The organism is Streptococcus mitis SK597 (genome assembly GCF_000148545.1).
In the GTDB taxonomy this organism is placed as follows: Bacteria; Bacillota; Bacilli; order Lactobacillales; family Streptococcaceae; genus Streptococcus; species Streptococcus mitis_C.
In genome coordinates this window covers 1-14,282 of sequence record NZ_AEDV01000081.1, presented here as the reverse complement: position 1 = coordinate 14,282, position 14,282 = coordinate 1, and the positions used below count along the sequence as shown (strand labels likewise).

At 41.6% G+C, this 14,282-nt stretch carries 15 protein-coding genes, 1 pseudogene and 1 other annotated feature; of the genes and pseudogenes, 11 read left to right on the top strand and 5 right to left on the bottom strand.

The genetic code is table 11. The features are described 5' to 3' along the window. Positions 1 to 22: 22 nt before the first annotated feature. From trpB (SMSK597_RS10390) to trpA, 8 genes are all read left to right on the top strand, one after another. Entirely contained in the window at positions 23 to 1,201 is a 1,179-nt protein-coding gene (gene trpB / locus SMSK597_RS10390) for a tryptophan synthase subunit beta (RefSeq protein WP_000208451.1), read from the top strand. Next, positions 1,198 to 1,423, top strand: a binding site (T-box leader). Its footprint overlaps the gene before it by 4 nt. Before the next feature lie 71 nt (positions 1,424 to 1,494). After that, positions 1,495 to 2,856, top strand: coding sequence for an anthranilate synthase component I (gene trpE, locus SMSK597_RS10380; RefSeq protein ID WP_000439675.1), 1,362 nt, complete (start codon positions 1,495 to 1,497; stop codon positions 2,854 to 2,856). Then, complete coding sequence (locus tag SMSK597_RS0103000) at positions 2,853 to 3,419, top strand: aminodeoxychorismate/anthranilate synthase component II (RefSeq protein ID WP_000601908.1); 567 nt, start codon at positions 2,853 to 2,855, stop codon at positions 3,417 to 3,419. Before trpE ends, SMSK597_RS0103000 begins: the two co-directional genes overlap by 4 nt. A 10-nt stretch (positions 3,420 to 3,429) precedes the next feature. Beyond that, positions 3,430 to 4,434, top strand: coding sequence for an anthranilate phosphoribosyltransferase (gene trpD / locus SMSK597_RS10375; RefSeq protein ID WP_000658705.1), 1,005 nt, complete (start codon positions 3,430 to 3,432; stop codon positions 4,432 to 4,434). Beyond that, positions 4,431 to 5,198 (top strand): indole-3-glycerol phosphate synthase TrpC, encoded by a 768-nt coding sequence (gene trpC / locus SMSK597_RS0102995; RefSeq protein ID WP_000076517.1) that lies wholly within the window; start codon positions 4,431 to 4,433, stop codon positions 5,196 to 5,198. Before trpD ends, trpC begins: the two co-directional genes overlap by 4 nt. After that, positions 5,185 to 5,784: a phosphoribosylanthranilate isomerase gene (locus SMSK597_RS10370; RefSeq protein ID WP_000169923.1), complete on the top strand. Its 600-nt coding sequence runs from the start codon at positions 5,185 to 5,187 to the stop codon at positions 5,782 to 5,784. The genes trpC and SMSK597_RS10370 overlap by 14 nt, the downstream gene beginning before the upstream one ends. After that, positions 5,762 to 6,985: a tryptophan synthase subunit beta gene (gene trpB / locus SMSK597_RS10365; protein ID WP_000331270.1), complete on the top strand. Its 1,224-nt coding sequence runs from the start codon at positions 5,762 to 5,764 to the stop codon at positions 6,983 to 6,985. Before SMSK597_RS10370 ends, trpB (SMSK597_RS10365) begins: the two co-directional genes overlap by 23 nt. After that, positions 6,978 to 7,754, top strand: a complete 777-nt coding sequence (gene trpA / locus SMSK597_RS0102990; protein ID WP_001127034.1) for a tryptophan synthase subunit alpha — start codon at positions 6,978 to 6,980, stop codon at positions 7,752 to 7,754. The genes trpB (SMSK597_RS10365) and trpA overlap by 8 nt, the downstream gene beginning before the upstream one ends. Here the strand turns inward: trpA and SMSK597_RS10360 are convergent. Next, positions 7,723 to 8,385: a prepilin peptidase gene (locus tag SMSK597_RS10360; protein ID WP_000565599.1), complete on the bottom strand. Its 663-nt coding sequence runs from the start codon at positions 8,383 to 8,385 to the stop codon at positions 7,723 to 7,725. The two genes, trpA and SMSK597_RS10360, sit on opposite strands and share 32 nt — an antisense overlap. Positions 8,386 to 8,454: 69 nt before the next feature. Here SMSK597_RS10360 and SMSK597_RS10355 point away from each other — a divergent pair, with 69 nt between their 5' ends. Next, positions 8,455 to 8,910 carry a GNAT family N-acetyltransferase gene (locus tag SMSK597_RS10355; protein WP_000155435.1) on the top strand — a complete coding sequence of 152 codons (456 nt, stop codon included), beginning with the start codon at positions 8,455 to 8,457 and terminating at the stop codon, positions 8,908 to 8,910. 157 nt (positions 8,911 to 9,067) lie between these two features. Here SMSK597_RS10355 and SMSK597_RS10350 read toward each other — a convergent pair. From SMSK597_RS10350 to SMSK597_RS10335, 4 genes and pseudogenes are all read right to left on the bottom strand, one after another. After that, positions 9,068 to 9,946, bottom strand: a pseudogene (locus SMSK597_RS10350) (SDR family NAD(P)-dependent oxidoreductase). 1 nt (position 9,947) lies between these two features. Further along, on the bottom strand, positions 9,948 to 10,784 hold the full coding sequence (locus tag SMSK597_RS10345; protein WP_000120503.1) for an alpha/beta fold hydrolase: 837 nt from the start codon (positions 10,782 to 10,784) through the stop codon (positions 9,948 to 9,950). 14 nt (positions 10,785 to 10,798) lie between these two features. Next, positions 10,799 to 11,803, bottom strand: a complete 1,005-nt coding sequence (locus SMSK597_RS10340; protein ID WP_000861518.1) for an NADP-dependent oxidoreductase — start codon at positions 11,801 to 11,803, stop codon at positions 10,799 to 10,801. A gap of 81 nt (positions 11,804 to 11,884) precedes the next feature. Continuing rightward, a complete protein-coding gene (locus tag SMSK597_RS10335) occupies positions 11,885 to 12,316 on the bottom strand; it encodes an Rrf2 family transcriptional regulator (RefSeq protein ID WP_000379854.1) in 432 nt (143 codons plus the stop codon). Between the two features lie 538 nt (positions 12,317 to 12,854). On the opposite strand from SMSK597_RS10335, the gene SMSK597_RS10330 reads away from it, so the two are divergent. Beyond that, on the top strand, positions 12,855 to 13,235 hold the full coding sequence (locus SMSK597_RS10330; RefSeq protein WP_224782904.1) for a hypothetical protein: 381 nt from the start codon (positions 12,855 to 12,857) through the stop codon (positions 13,233 to 13,235). 395 nt (positions 13,236 to 13,630) lie between these two features. Then, the gene (locus tag SMSK597_RS10325) at positions 13,631 to 14,206 is read left to right on the top strand and encodes a hypothetical protein (protein ID WP_000810870.1); all 576 of its coding nucleotides are present in this window, start codon (positions 13,631 to 13,633) and stop codon (positions 14,204 to 14,206) included. Positions 14,207 to 14,282: the final 76 nt, after the last annotated feature.

Genomic DNA, 14,282 nt, shown 5'->3' with positions numbered 1-14,282 from the left:
AATATGGAAAGAGGAAAATTTTATGACAACTAAAGGTTATTTTGGACAATTTGGTGGTAGTTTTGTACCGGAGCCGATTCAGGCTTTGTTGGATGAGTTGGAAGTGACATTTGACAAGTACAAGGATGATCCAGAATTTTTGGTAGAATTTCGTCATTATTTGAAGGACTATTCAGGTCGCGAAACACCGCTCTATTTTGCAGAAAGTTTGACAGAGCACCTAGGTGGAGCTAAGATTTATCTCAAACGTGAAGATCTTAACCACCTTGGTTCTCACAAGCTCAACAATGTTTTAGGACAAATTCTTTTGGCCAAACGTATGGGCAAAAAACGAGTGATTGCAGAAACAGGAGCTGGTCAGCACGGTGTTGCGACAGCAGCGGCTGCAGCCAAGTTTGGTATGGCTTGTGATGTCTACATGGGGGCAGAGGATGTGGAGCGTCAACGTCTCAATGTTTTCCGTATGGAGATGATGGGAGCAACTGTTCACGCAGTTGAAACGGGGACACGAACTCTCAAGGATGCGGTCGATGCAGCCTTTGGAGCATGGATGAATGACCTTGAAGCCTTCTATGTTCTGGGATCTGCTGTAGGTCCTCACCCATATCCAACCATTGTTCATGAGTTCCAAAAGGTCATCAGTGAAGAATCTCGCCGTCAAATCTTAGAAAAAGAAGGTCGTTTACCAGACTACGTTATTGCCTGTGTAGGTGGTGGCTCTAATGCCATCGGTGCTTTTTCTCAGTATGTGGCTGATCAAGAAGTTAAATTGGTTGGGGTCGAAGCTGCTGGTCATGGACTTGACACAGACAAGCACGCAGCTACTATGACAAAAGGTAGTATCGGAATTGTTGATGGTATGAAGACCTATGCAGTCTTTAAGGAAGATGGAGAACTAGCTCCAGTTTACTCTATCTCAGCTGGATTGGACTATCCAGGGGTTGGCCCAGAACACGCCTACTTCAAAGATTCAGGTCGCGTAGAATATGTTGCAGCGACGGATGAAGAAGCTGTTCAGGCTCTCCTCCTTCTCAGCAAGACTGAAGGAATTATCCCGGCGATTGAAAGTTCGCACGCTATCGCAGAAGCAGTTAAACGTGCACCGAAACTAAGTAAAGACGACATTATCATCATCAATGTCTCTGGTCGTGGAGACAAGGATGTAGCTGCAATTGCGGACTACCTAGAAGCTAAAAAATAATAGATGGAAAAATTACAGTCTTTTCTCTCACAGAGAGCTTGTGGTTGCTGGAAACAAGCAGAGAAAGCTGTAAGGTTGGGTCCATCTGAAACGAGAGAAGAAAACATAATTCTCAAGGGAGTGCCCTTTATCGCACAACCTGTTACAGAATCTTTCTAAGACAGGAATGAGAGATAGGAGAAATCCTATAATTGAGGTGGCACCGCGAATTTCGTCCTCACGCAAGTTATTTTGCGTGGGGATTTTTCATACAGTCGCCACGGACTAGAAGTAGAACTGAAAGGGAAATTACAATGGAACGAATCATTCATGGAGATGTCTTATCACCAATCTTGGCTTATATGCGCCTACAGGGGCAACACAAGGTTATTTTAGAAAGTATTCCGAGAGACAAGGAAACAGCTCGTTTTTCTATCTTAGCCTATAATCCAGTTTTTGAGATTAAGTTTGAAAATGGAGTTCTTTATCAAAATGGTCAAGTGATTGATCAGGATCCCTTAGATTTCCTTTATGAAGTGACTCATAAGAGCCAGCACCATTTAGATCTACCTTTTGGTGGTGGGGCAATTGGTTTTGTTGGTTACGATATGATTTCGCTTTATGAAGAAATTGGTCAAATCCCTCAAGATACAATTGGAACGCCAGACATGCATTTCTTTGTCTATGAGAGTTACATGGTCTTTGACCACAAGAAGGAAAAAATTCATGTCATCGAGGATGCTCTCTATAGTGAGCGTAGTCAAGAAGACTTGGAAAAAGCCTTGAACCAAGTGCTTGAGGAATTACGCATTCCTGCTCCAAATGAATTTGAAGACTTGGATCTATCTCCGCTGGACTTCAAACCGCATATCGCTCCTCAGAAGTTTGAGGAAATGGTGGAAACAGCTCGTGACTTGATTCGTAATGGGGATATGTTCCAATGTGTACTCAGCCAGCGTTTCTCAGCAGAAGTGACTGGAAATCCATTTGACTTCTACAGAAATCTCCGCGTGACTAATCCTTCTAATTACCTTTATTTCTATGATTTTGGGGATTATCAAATCATCGGTGCCAGTCCAGAAAGTTTGGTTTCTGTCAAAAATGGCATCGTAACAACCAATCCGATTGCGGGTACGCGACCAAGAGGAGCTACGGATGAAGAAGACAAGGCTTTGGCGACAGACCTGCTTTCGGATGAGAAGGAAACGGCAGAGCATCGAATGTTAGTAGACTTGGGTCGTAATGATATTGGTCGCATCTCTGAAACGGCCAGTGTCCAAGTCACCAAGTATATGGAAGTGGAGCTCTTCCGTTATGTTATGCATTTGACCAGCGTGGTCAAGGGGCGTTTGCTTCCAGAACTCACTGCTATGGATGCTTTGAAAGCAACACTTCCTGCTGGAACAGTTTCTGGAGCACCAAAGATTCGAGCGATGAGACGCATCTATGAACTAGAAACAGAAAAACGGGGCGTATACGCAGGAGCAATCGGCTACTTGTCTGCGACGGGCGATATGGATTTTGCCATTGCCATTCGAACTATGATTCTCAAAAATCAAACAGCTTATGTGCAGGCTGGGGCAGGGATTGTCTACGACTCCATCGCCCAAAACGAATACCAAGAAACCATTAACAAGGCTAAATCTATGACTAGAATTGGAGAACTAAGACCATGATTTTATTGATTGACAACTATGATTCTTTTACCTATAACTTGGCCCAATACATTGGGAATTTTGCAGAAGTTCAGGTCTTGAGAAATGATGATCCCAAGCTGTATGAAGAAGCTGAAAAAGCAGATGGTCTGGTCTTTTCTCCTGGTCCTGGTTGGCCAGTTGATGCTGGTAAGATGGAAGACATGATTCGTGATTTTGCTGGCAAGAAGCCGATTCTTGGGATTTGTTTGGGCCACCAAGCCATTGCAGAAGTCTTTGGTGGTAAGTTAGGTTTGGCTCCAAAAGTCATGCATGGGAAACAGAGCAATATCAGCTTTGAAGCACCATCTGTTTTGTATCTAGGTATCGAGGATGGCCGTGCGGTCATGCGTTACCACAGTATTTTAATTGAAGAAATGCCAGAAGACTTTGAAGTGACAGCTCGTTCGACTGATGACCAAGCCATCATGGGGATTCAACATAAAAACCTACCGATTTATGGCTTCCAGTACCATCCAGAAAGCATTGGAACGCCAGATGGCTTGTCTTCTATTCGGAATTTTATCGAGAAGGTTGTAAAGTGAGGAAACCAGGATGAAAGAGATTATTGAAAAACTAGCAAAATTTGAAAATTTATCAGGTGTGGAAATGACGGATGTCATTGAGCGTATCGTAACTGGGCGTGTAACGGAGGCGCAGATTGCTTCTCTCCTCTTGGCTCTTAAGATGAAGGGGGAAACACCTGAGGAACGCACAGCCATTGCCCAAGTCATGAGAGGACATGCCCAACACATTCCAACTGAAATCCATGACGCTATGGACAACTGTGGTACAGGTGGGGACAAGTCTTTCAGCTTTAACATCTCTACAACTGCAGCCTTTGTCTTGGCTGGTGGCGGTGTTCATATGGCCAAGCATGGTAATCGCTCGATTTCTTCTAAATCTGGTTCTGCAGATGTCCTAGAAGCCTTGGGTATTAACCTTGACCTCAAACCAGCTGAATTAGGTAAGGTCTTTGATAAAACTGGTATCGTCTTTCTCTTTGCTAAAAATATGCACCCAGCAATGAAATACATCATGCCAGCTCGTTTGGAATTGGGAATTCCAACGATCATGAACTTGACTGGTCCTCTGATTCACCCAATGGCTTTGGAAACACAGCTTCTTGGTATTAGTCGTCCAGAACTTCTAGAAAGTACAGCTCAGGTTTTGAAAAACATGGGTCGCAAACGTGCCATCGTGGTTGCTGGACCAGAAGGATTGGATGAAGCTGGTTTGAATGGAACAACCAAAATTGCACTTCTTGAAAATGGCGAAATCACCTTATCAAGCTTTACTCCAGAGGATTTAGAGATGGAGCGCTACGCTATCGAAGCTATCCGTGGTGGCAATGCTCAGGAAAATGCAGAAATTTTGCTCAGCGTTCTTAAAAATGAACCAAGTCCATTCTTGGAAACGACAGTTTTAAATGCTGGTCTTGGTTTCTATGCTAATGGTAAGGTAGCTAGTATCAAGGATGGAGTTGCATTAGCTCGTCAAGTGATTGCTAGTGGCAAGGCCCTTGAAAAACTCAGACTGTTACAGGAGTACCAAAAATGAGTCAGGAATTTTTAGCACGAATTTTGGAGCAGAAGGCGCGTGAGGTTGAGCAGATGGAGCTGGAGGAAATCCAGCCCCTGCGCCAGACCTATCTCTTGGCAGAATTTTTGAAGAATCATCAGGAACGCTTGCAGGTAATCGCTGAAGTCAAGAAGGCTAGCCCTAGTCTGGGAGATATCAATCTTGATGTGGATATTGTGCAACAGGCCCAGACTTATGAAGAAAACGGAGCAGTGATGATTTCTGTTCTGACAGATGAAGTTTTCTTTAAAGGACATTTGGATTATCTACGGGAGATTTCCAGTCAGATACAGATTCCGACGCTTAACAAGGACTTTATTATCGATGAAAAGCAAATCATCCGCGCTCGCAATGCAGGTGCGACAGTCATCTTGCTCATTGTGGCTGCCTTGTCAGAAGAACGTCTTAAGGAACTTTATGACTACGCAACGGAACTTGGTCTAGAAGTTTTAGTGGAGACTCACAATCTAGCTGAACTAGAGGTAGCACACAGACTTGGTGCGGAGATTATTGGTGTTAATAACCGCAATTTGACTACCTTTGAGGTCGACTTGCAGACCAGTGTAGATTTGGTCCAGCACTTTGAGGAAGGTCGCTATTACATTTCTGAATCTGCTATTTTCACAGGGCAGGATGCGGAACGAGTAGCACCATCCTTTAACGGAATTTTAGTTGGGACAGCTCTCATGCAGGCAGAGGATGTGGCTCAAAGAATCAAGGAGTTGCAAATTGACAAAGGTTAAGATTTGTGGACTATCGACTAAAGAAGCGGTAGAAACAGCCGTTTCAGCAGGATCCGACTACATCGGTTTTGTCTTCGCACCTAGCAAAAGACAGGTGACCTTGGATCAGGCTGCTGAGTTGGCAAAGTTTATTCCTGTAGATGTCAAAAAGGTTGGTGTATTTGTTTCACCAAGTCGGGCAGAACTGCTAGAAGCGATTGACAAAGTTGGCTTGGACTTGGTTCAAGTTCACGGTCAGGTGGCAGATGATTTGTTTGAGAATTTGCCTTGTGTCAGTATTCAGGCTGTGCAGGTGGATGGAGAGGGTCATGTGCCCAATTCTCAGGCAGACTATCTACTCTTTGATGCCCCTGTGGCTGGGAGTGGCCAGACCTTTGACTGGGCTCAACTGGATACGACAGGATTAACTCAGCCTTTCTTTATCGCAGGTGGCCTTAATGAAGACAATGTAGTAAAAGCAATTCAACACTTTACTCCCTATGCAGTAGATGTATCGAGCGGAGTGGAGACAGACGGACAAAAAGATCAGGAAAAGATTAGAAGATTTATAGAGAGGGTAAAGAATGGCATATCAAGAACCAAATAAAGATGGATTTTACGGAAAATTCGGTGGACGTTTCGTCCCAGAAACATTGATGACAGCAGTTTTGGAGTTGGAGAAGGCCTACCGTGAAAGTCAGGCAGACCCAAGTTTCCAAGAGGAATTAAACCAGCTCTTACGCCAGTATGTAGGACGTGAAACTCCCCTTTACTACGCAAAAAACTTGACCCAGCATATTGGCGGAGCCAAGATTTACCTCAAACGTGAAGACCTCAACCATACAGGGGCCCACAAGATTAACAATGCCTTGGGACAAGTTCTTCTGGCTAAACGCATGGGTAAAAAGAAAATTATCGCTGAAACAGGTGCTGGTCAGCACGGTGTGGCAACTGCAACTGCTGCAGCCCTCTTTAACATGGAATGTACTATCTACATGGGTGAGGAAGATGTCAAACGCCAAGCTCTCAATGTCTTCCGTATGGAGCTTTTGGGAGCCAAGGTTGAAGCAGTGACAGACGGTTCGCGCGTGCTCAAGGATGCGGTCAATGCGGCTCTTCGTTCATGGGTAGCTAATATCGATGATACCCACTATATTCTTGGTTCTGCCTTGGGGCCTCATCCATTCCCAGAAATCGTTCGTGACTTCCAAAGTGTCATCGGTAGAGAAGCTAAACAACAGTACCGTGACTTGACAGGTCAAGATTTGCCAGATGCCCTAGTAGCCTGTGTTGGTGGTGGTTCTAATGCTATCGGACTCTTCCATCCCTTTGTAGAAGATGAGTCAGTAGCCATGTATGGGGCTGAAGCAGCTGGACTTGGTGTGGATACGGAGCACCACGCAGCTACCTTGACCAAGGGTCGTCCTGGTGTCCTTCACGGTTCTCTCATGGATGTGCTCCAAGATGCCCATGGTCAAATTCTTGAAGCCTTCTCTATCTCAGCAGGCTTGGACTACCCTGGTATCGGTCCAGAACATTCTCACTACCACGATATTAAACGTGCTAGCTATGTCCCTGTGACGGACGAAGAAGCCTTGGAAGGATTCCAGCTCTTGTCTCGTGTGGAAGGGATTATCCCAGCCTTGGAATCTAGCCATGCTATCGCCTTTGCAGTGAAATTAGCCAAAGAACTTGGACCAGAAAAGTCTATGATTGTCTGCCTATCAGGTCGTGGAGATAAGGATGTGGTTCAAGTCAAAGACCGCTTGGAAGCAGATGTAGCAAAGAAGGGAGAAACTCATGCCTAAGACACTAACAGAAAAATTAAATGCTATTAAAGCGACTGGAAAAGGAATTTTTGTTCCCTATATCATGGCTGGAGACCACGAGAAAGGTTTGGACGGTCTTGCTGAAACAATCCACTTTTTAGAAGATTTGGGTGTCTCTGCAATTGAAGTGGGCATTCCCTTTTCAGATCCTGTCGCAGATGGACCTGTTATAGAAGAAGCTGGCTTGCGCAGTCTAGCCTACGGGACCTCTACCCAGGCTTTGGTTGAAACCTTAAAAATCATTGAAACAGAGGTTCCGCTGGTCATCATGACCTACTTCAACCCCCTCTTTCAGTACGGTGTGGAGAATTTTGTCAAAGATTTGGCAGATACAGCGGTTAAGGGCTTGATTATCCCAGACCTGCCCCATGAGCATGCCAACTTTGTAGAGCCCTTTTTGGCAGACACAGACATGGCCTTGATTCCTCTAGTTAGTTTGACGACAGGGATTGAGCGCCAGAAAGAGTTGATTGATGGGGCAGAAGGATTCGTCTATGCGGTTGCCATCAATGGGGTGACAGGGAAATCTGGCAATTACCGTGCAGATTTGGACAAGCACTTGGCACAACTTCATCAAGTGGCCGACATTCCAGTCTTGACAGGATTTGGCGTATCTAGTCAGGCTGATGTAGAACGCTTCAATGCGGTGTCAGATGGTGTTATCGTCGGCTCAAAAATTGTAAAAGCTCTCCACGAGGGAGAGCCAATTCAGGACTTTATGAAACAAGCAGTAGCTTACCAAAAATAATCATACAAGCAGCAAGTAAGAGGAAGGGCACGAAAGGAAGTCTTTCCTTTTTCTTTTGCAGGAGAAAGGCTAGAATTCCTGTTGCAGAAGCAAACTGAATCAAGATCAACAACTCTGTCGCACTAAAGACGAGAGCGCACGAAGCTAAAAAGAGAAAATCCCCTGCGCCCATGCGGATATCGATAAAATGAGCCAAAATTCCGAGGATAAGGAAGAAGACCATGACCAGATTCCAGCCAGAGCAGGACATTAGAAGCAGATGAAAGACAATCCAGACCAGTAAGGGATATTCCTGATGGCGAAAGTCGTAGATGCCCAAGGTCAAACCAGTAGTTATCAGAATGACTTGACCCCAGGAAAGAAATCCCCAATACCAAGATAGAAAGAGGAGTCCTAAGCTTAGTTCAAAGAGGGCATACCAGACAGGGTAAGGAGCCTTGCAGTAGCGACAGCGAAAGCGATTGAAGACCTGCGAGAGAATCGGAATCAAATCTGAGGGACGCAAGCGAGTCTGACAGGAATCGCAGTGACTAGCTGGTATGATAATGGATTGCTCTGGAAAACGGTCAATGACCAAACCAAGAAAGGAAGCGAGAATGCTCCCGACAAGAAAAAAATAAATATCAATCATACTTATCTATTCGTAAAAAATGGGAGAAGTAGTATAATGGAGAAACATAGATAAGATGGGGAGGAAAAGATGACAATTCGTTTTGAAGAAAAGGTGAGTACAGAAAACGCTCAGCTCGTATGCCAATGGTCCAACTCCCTTGGCAAATCCTTTCAAGAACAATGGATGGGACCAATGATTCCTTTTCCCTTGACAATTCAAGTTTTGCAAGATTTGGAAGGAATCTTTTCAGTCTTTGATGGACACGAGTTTGTGGGGCTTATCCAGAAAATTAGGCTAGAAGACAGTAATCTACATATCGGGAGATTTTTTATCAACCCCCAGAAACAGGGGCAGGGCTTAGGTAGCCAGGCTTTAAGGAAATTTCTTAGTTTGGCCTTTGAAAATGAAGACATAGATACTATTTCTTTAAATGTCTTCGAGGCAAATCAAGCAGCTTACAAGCTTTACCAAAAAGAAGGATTTGAAATCGTTCAAATGGTTGAAGAACCTGTACGAAAATATATCATGAAAAAGGGGAGATAGGAAGTAAAAAAGAGGCTAGAAAAAGTCTTTGAAATCAGAAAAAACGCATAGTATCCAGTTTTGAAGACCTTGATATTATGCGTTTTATTGTGGGAAGATTTACTTCGTTTTCTCCTGAAATTGAGTTCCTGTCCAGTCTTCCTCTTGTATTAAATTTCTAATCAAACTCGGCGTAATTCTGTTTAAACAACTCAATTTTATCATTACAGTAAGTGATTAAATCTCGAGTTTTCTCAAAAGTATAGCCTTTTTCAGAAACTGTTTTGACAGTTTTATCATCAAAATAGTAGCCAGTCAAACCAGTGACTTCTTCTGATAATGTAAGATAGTAACCTGTTTCAATTCCCTCGTCTAGATTTTTGGAAAATGACTTCATCAAGCGTCCGAAGAGAGACTTTTTCGCCTTTTCATCACTGGAATCATTCCCTAAGTTGGTTGAAATCAAACCTGGATGATAGGCATTGACGGTGATGCTTGAACCTCTTAAAAAGAAGTCTCTGGCTAGATAGCGTGTCATCCAAATAGTGTAGAGTTTGGAATTGTTGTAGGCTAAACCAGGATTGTAGTTCGTCTCAAATCCAAAGTCTAAATCCTTGATCTTGGCAAAATGATGCATATAGGAAGAAGTATGAATGACACGGCCGTCAGACGCTTTTTCTAACAAGGGGCTTAGCTCAGTTGTTAAAATATAGGGAATCAGAACAGATAGCATAAAGGTCAACTCGACATTTTCAGCACTCGCTTTTCGTTCTTTTCAGGCATACAGGCCAGCATTGTTAAACAAGACATCAATACTTTGAAAGTCTCGCTTGATTTCCTCCACAAATCGATAAATATCGTCTAATTTTGAAAAATCTGCAAGGTAGCTAGAAATTCTTCCTCTCAAGGAAACTGTCCGAACCTCTTGAAGCACCAGCTCAAGTTTTTGAGGATTTCGACCATGAAGAATGATCTGATGTCCTTGGCTAGCCAATTTCTTTGCCAAATGTTTACCGATACCGTCAGTAGCACCTGTAATTAGAATGGTTTTGACCATCTTAGTCCTCCAAGAAAGCCAGTAGTTCTTTTGAAAATTCGTCTGCATATTGGAAGATTGAACCGTGGCCAGCATTTGGATAGATAATCAGCTTACTATTTTCGATTTTTGCATGCATATCGTAAGAATTTTCCGTTGGAACCTGCATATCCTTATCCCCGTTGACGATTAAGGTTGGTTGGGTGATAAATTGAAGATCGTCCTGCGAATCTTTTCCCCACCGTTTAATAGCTTTGAGTTGAGTTAGGAATCCTGATAGGTTCATATCTTTATCCGCAAATTCCTTTGTTCTCATCCCTATTCGTCCTAGGACTTTCAAAGCTTCAATTTTCCCTTGTTCATCATGATTATAGAAGATATAGCGTTTAGGATCGATGCGCTCGAGTCCCGCTTTAAACATATAGTTAAAGGTTTTCCCTGTGACCTTATCGACCTCTTTTCCGCCTCGAGGTCCTGTTCCAGCCAAGATTAAACGATTAACTAGAGTAGGATTTATTCGGATGATTTCTTGGGTAATCATACCTCCCATAGAAAGGCCAAGAAGATTGATTTTATCGTAACCAAGCACTTTTACAAAGTCAATTGTCTGCTTAGCCATTCCAGGAATCGTCGAAGCAACTTTGCCTTGACTGGCTCCAACACCAGGAAGATCAACTGCAATGACATGGTGCTTTTCAGCAATCAAGTCCAAGAGTTTAGGATCCCAGTTGTCGAGGGTTGCTGCCAAATGGACCAGCATCAGAAGAGGTAGTTTTGATTTGCCTTTACTGAGTTCGCGATAAGCGATTTTGTTCCCGTCGACTGTGATGTATTGATTTTTTGTTGTAATATATGACATGATTTTTTCCTTTTTTATTTCTTAAAGCTGAGAACTGTTTTTCCACGTGAGCGACCATTAGCGACTTTGTCTAATGCGCTATTTACCTCTTCAAATGGATAAACTGTATCGATAGAGGGTTTGATTTCTAATTTACTAAAGAGGTCAGCTACCTCTTGTAATTGAGCTCCATTGCTTTCTACAAAGATAAAATAGTAGTGAACACCGTATTTGTCAGCCATCTTATCAAATTTGCGACCTGCTAAGCCAAGAATAATCTGTTTCCATTTTGGTAGATTCATGCGTTTGGCAAAGGCACCGTTTGGCATGGCACGAAGGGAAACAAGATGACCACCTTTTTTCATGATAGACATTTGTTTCTCAGTTTCAGCTCCACCGAGAGTATCGAGGACATAATCCACCTGGCTAACAGTTTTTGTATAATCCTCTGTTTTGTAATTGATAAAGCGGTCTGCTCCTAGGTTCAATACACGCTCAGCACTATCTCCAGATCCATTGGTGATGACTTTCAAGCCTTTGGCCTTGGCAATTGGAATGGCCATTCCACCGACACCACCAGTCCCACCAGAAATAAAGATCGTTTTCCCAGCTTGAGCGCCCATGAGGTCAAGAGCCTGCATGATAGTCAAGGCAGTAAGCGGAACAGCAGCAGCTTCCTCGTCTGACAGATAGTCTGGAACCTTGGCTAAGGCTTGGCTATCGACAGCTAGATATTCTGCAAAGGCGCCGATATGATCAAGTGGAAGACGGCCAAAGACACGGTCTCCTATCTGAAAGTTGTCAACTTGCTTGCCAATGCTTTCAACGATTCCAACCACTTCGTTACCTGCAGTTTGAGGAAGTTTGTAAGGAACAATCATCTTGACCTCACCACGAGAGATCATGTTATCGAGAGGATTAACACCGGCTGCGGTGACTTTCACCAAGACTTGTTTGTCTGTAATACTTGGTTTAGCGATTTCTGTGATGTTCAGTGTGATATTGTTTTTGTTATAAGTAGTATGTTGTGCGACTTTCATGTGTTTTCTCTTTTCTTTTTTATGTACCTGTATCTTATACAAGTATATGTTGTTTTCAGTAAAAACTGACTTGCTAGAAAATCAGTTTCGGACTTGTTTGGCTTGTTTATATAGATTGTCAATGACATCTTCTAAAGTTTGATTTGCTAATTCCTTCTCTAATTGAGATTCGGCACTAGCGAAAAGCGGTGAAACTGCTCCTTGGATATGTTTTCCAACAGGGCAATCGGGATTACTATTTTGATGAACAGGGAATAAACTAATGTGATTGATTTCTTGAGTAGCATAGTAGATCTCTAGTAAAGTCATTTTCTTTGGAGACTTACTGAGTTGATAGCCTGTTTTTCCTTGCTGGGAATGAATCAAATCTGCATTTTTCAACAAGGCAATCACCTTTCGAATGTAACTAGCGTTAGTCCCAACACTAATAGCTAGTGCTTGAGAACTTAATGTTTCCTTGCTTTCACTAATCATTGTTAAGATATGCAAAGCAACTGAGAATTTTGTATCCATCTGAACTCCTTTCCATAAACATGTATCAGGTACAAATACAAGTATAACAAAAATTAAATGAAAAGCAAGACTTTTGTTTTAAATTTAAAAAAATTTTTTGAAGAGTGTCTTAAGATTAAAGATGTCTGGAAAGGAAATTGATAAACAAATGTGGGACAAATCTGACTTAGACAAGCAAAAAAAGCCTTGTAAATCAAGGCTTTTCCTGTTGTATTTAGATGCCCCCTACAGAAATTGTAGGAGATATGTTGCTTAGATGTTCTTGATTTTCTGGTGTTTTGTAACATTTAAATGAGTTTTTTGAGTTTGTTACTAGTGCGTTGCCCGGCAATTGCCCGACTAATTTTGAGTTATAAACTCCTCAGTTTCAAACTCAAAATTTCGATTAAATCAGCATTTAACGATAGTATGTTTGTCATAAAATGATAAATTTTTAGATTGTGGAAATTTTTTTAACATAAAAGGCTTGATTTTTTTTCTAAAATGTTATATACTTAATTTACGGGATAATAGAATCCCGTTAGAAAGGGGTGATAATGTGGGAAAAGGAAATATTAGAATGCGATTATCGTCTGAATCGAAAATAATTTTAGATAAGCTTCAAAACGATATTTACTCCAAGCAGGGATATGAAGTAAGCTATTCTAGTATAGTCAGCCAAGCTGTTCGGCAATTCGTGCCTAAAAAGGATAGCGTAGATTGGAAAGAGTTGAAAGAAACAACCCTTAAGTTCTCTTCATTAGAACAGAGTAACAATTGGGAATATCAGACATCATTCATGCTAGAACAAGATGTGCTAGCTTTGCTTTCTGAACTGCAAAACTTCTTTTTAGATGTATTTGAAGCTAAACGGATTCATCGAGCTTTCTGCGTCAGATTATGTCTAAAGGCTCAATTTTTAAGTAATAATGATTCTTAATACTATCAATATTAATGCGGAGTGTAATGCTCCGCTAAAATAAAACCTATTACGGGATAAAAAACCACTTTATTTAAGATGGAATAAGAACGTATTTTATTAATATTATCTAGAAAGGAGCTTCTTTATGACACCAGAAGAGCAAATGGAATTAAATTATTTTTATGAAGAGATGGAAAGCTACTATGATGAAGAGGAGCAAGCCGAGATGTTTGATTTGTATGATAATTAAATCATCTCCATATTTTCTGAGAATAATTGAGAAACTATACTCTAAATCATAGGTTTATGTAAAGCTAGATATACACAAAAGGAGGTACTATGAAAGGTAGGGATTCACCAAAACTTTTTATGCTAAACAAAATAAATTATTAACCAAAAAGGAGAAAAAAACCATGAAACAAAAACAACCGATTGTCCTAGGGACAAAGAAATTTGAGGAACTTATTAAAGCTAAAAAGTTACACAGGTTAGCCAAGTTAGCTCCTGACTTAGTTGGAGATAGTTATTTTACTGCCGCCTCTGCTCTACCATATGCTCAGTTAATTAAAGAATCATATGGATTGGTAAATATCAACATAATGTACGCAAGCAAGCTCTTAGGTCTGTGGAACATTGCTTGCAAATGTTTTCATAAAGTTGAAGGGGAACAAAGGGTTTTATCAGATTCACTGTTTGATAATAAAAAAATTTATCTAGATTCTTACTATTACCACAAGAATACCTCTAATACCATAACTAGTGATGTGATAAAAGATGTTTACGATAATTATAATAATTATATGGTTTTAACTCGAGAAGCGACACCTGAATACATTTATGTTGTACAAACTGAAATGCCAAAAGATTCAGATTTATACTTTTATATTAGAGAAGTTCTGGGATTATCGTTTAGTACCATGCATTATGCATTTTTAGTCAAGGTTCTTGCAGGAGCGCTTGCTAGAAAATATAAGCCATATCGAAATTGAATTATTTAAATTTATACTCTTCGAAAATCAAATTCAAACCACGTCAGCTTCGCCTTGCTGTACTCAAGTGCTGTCT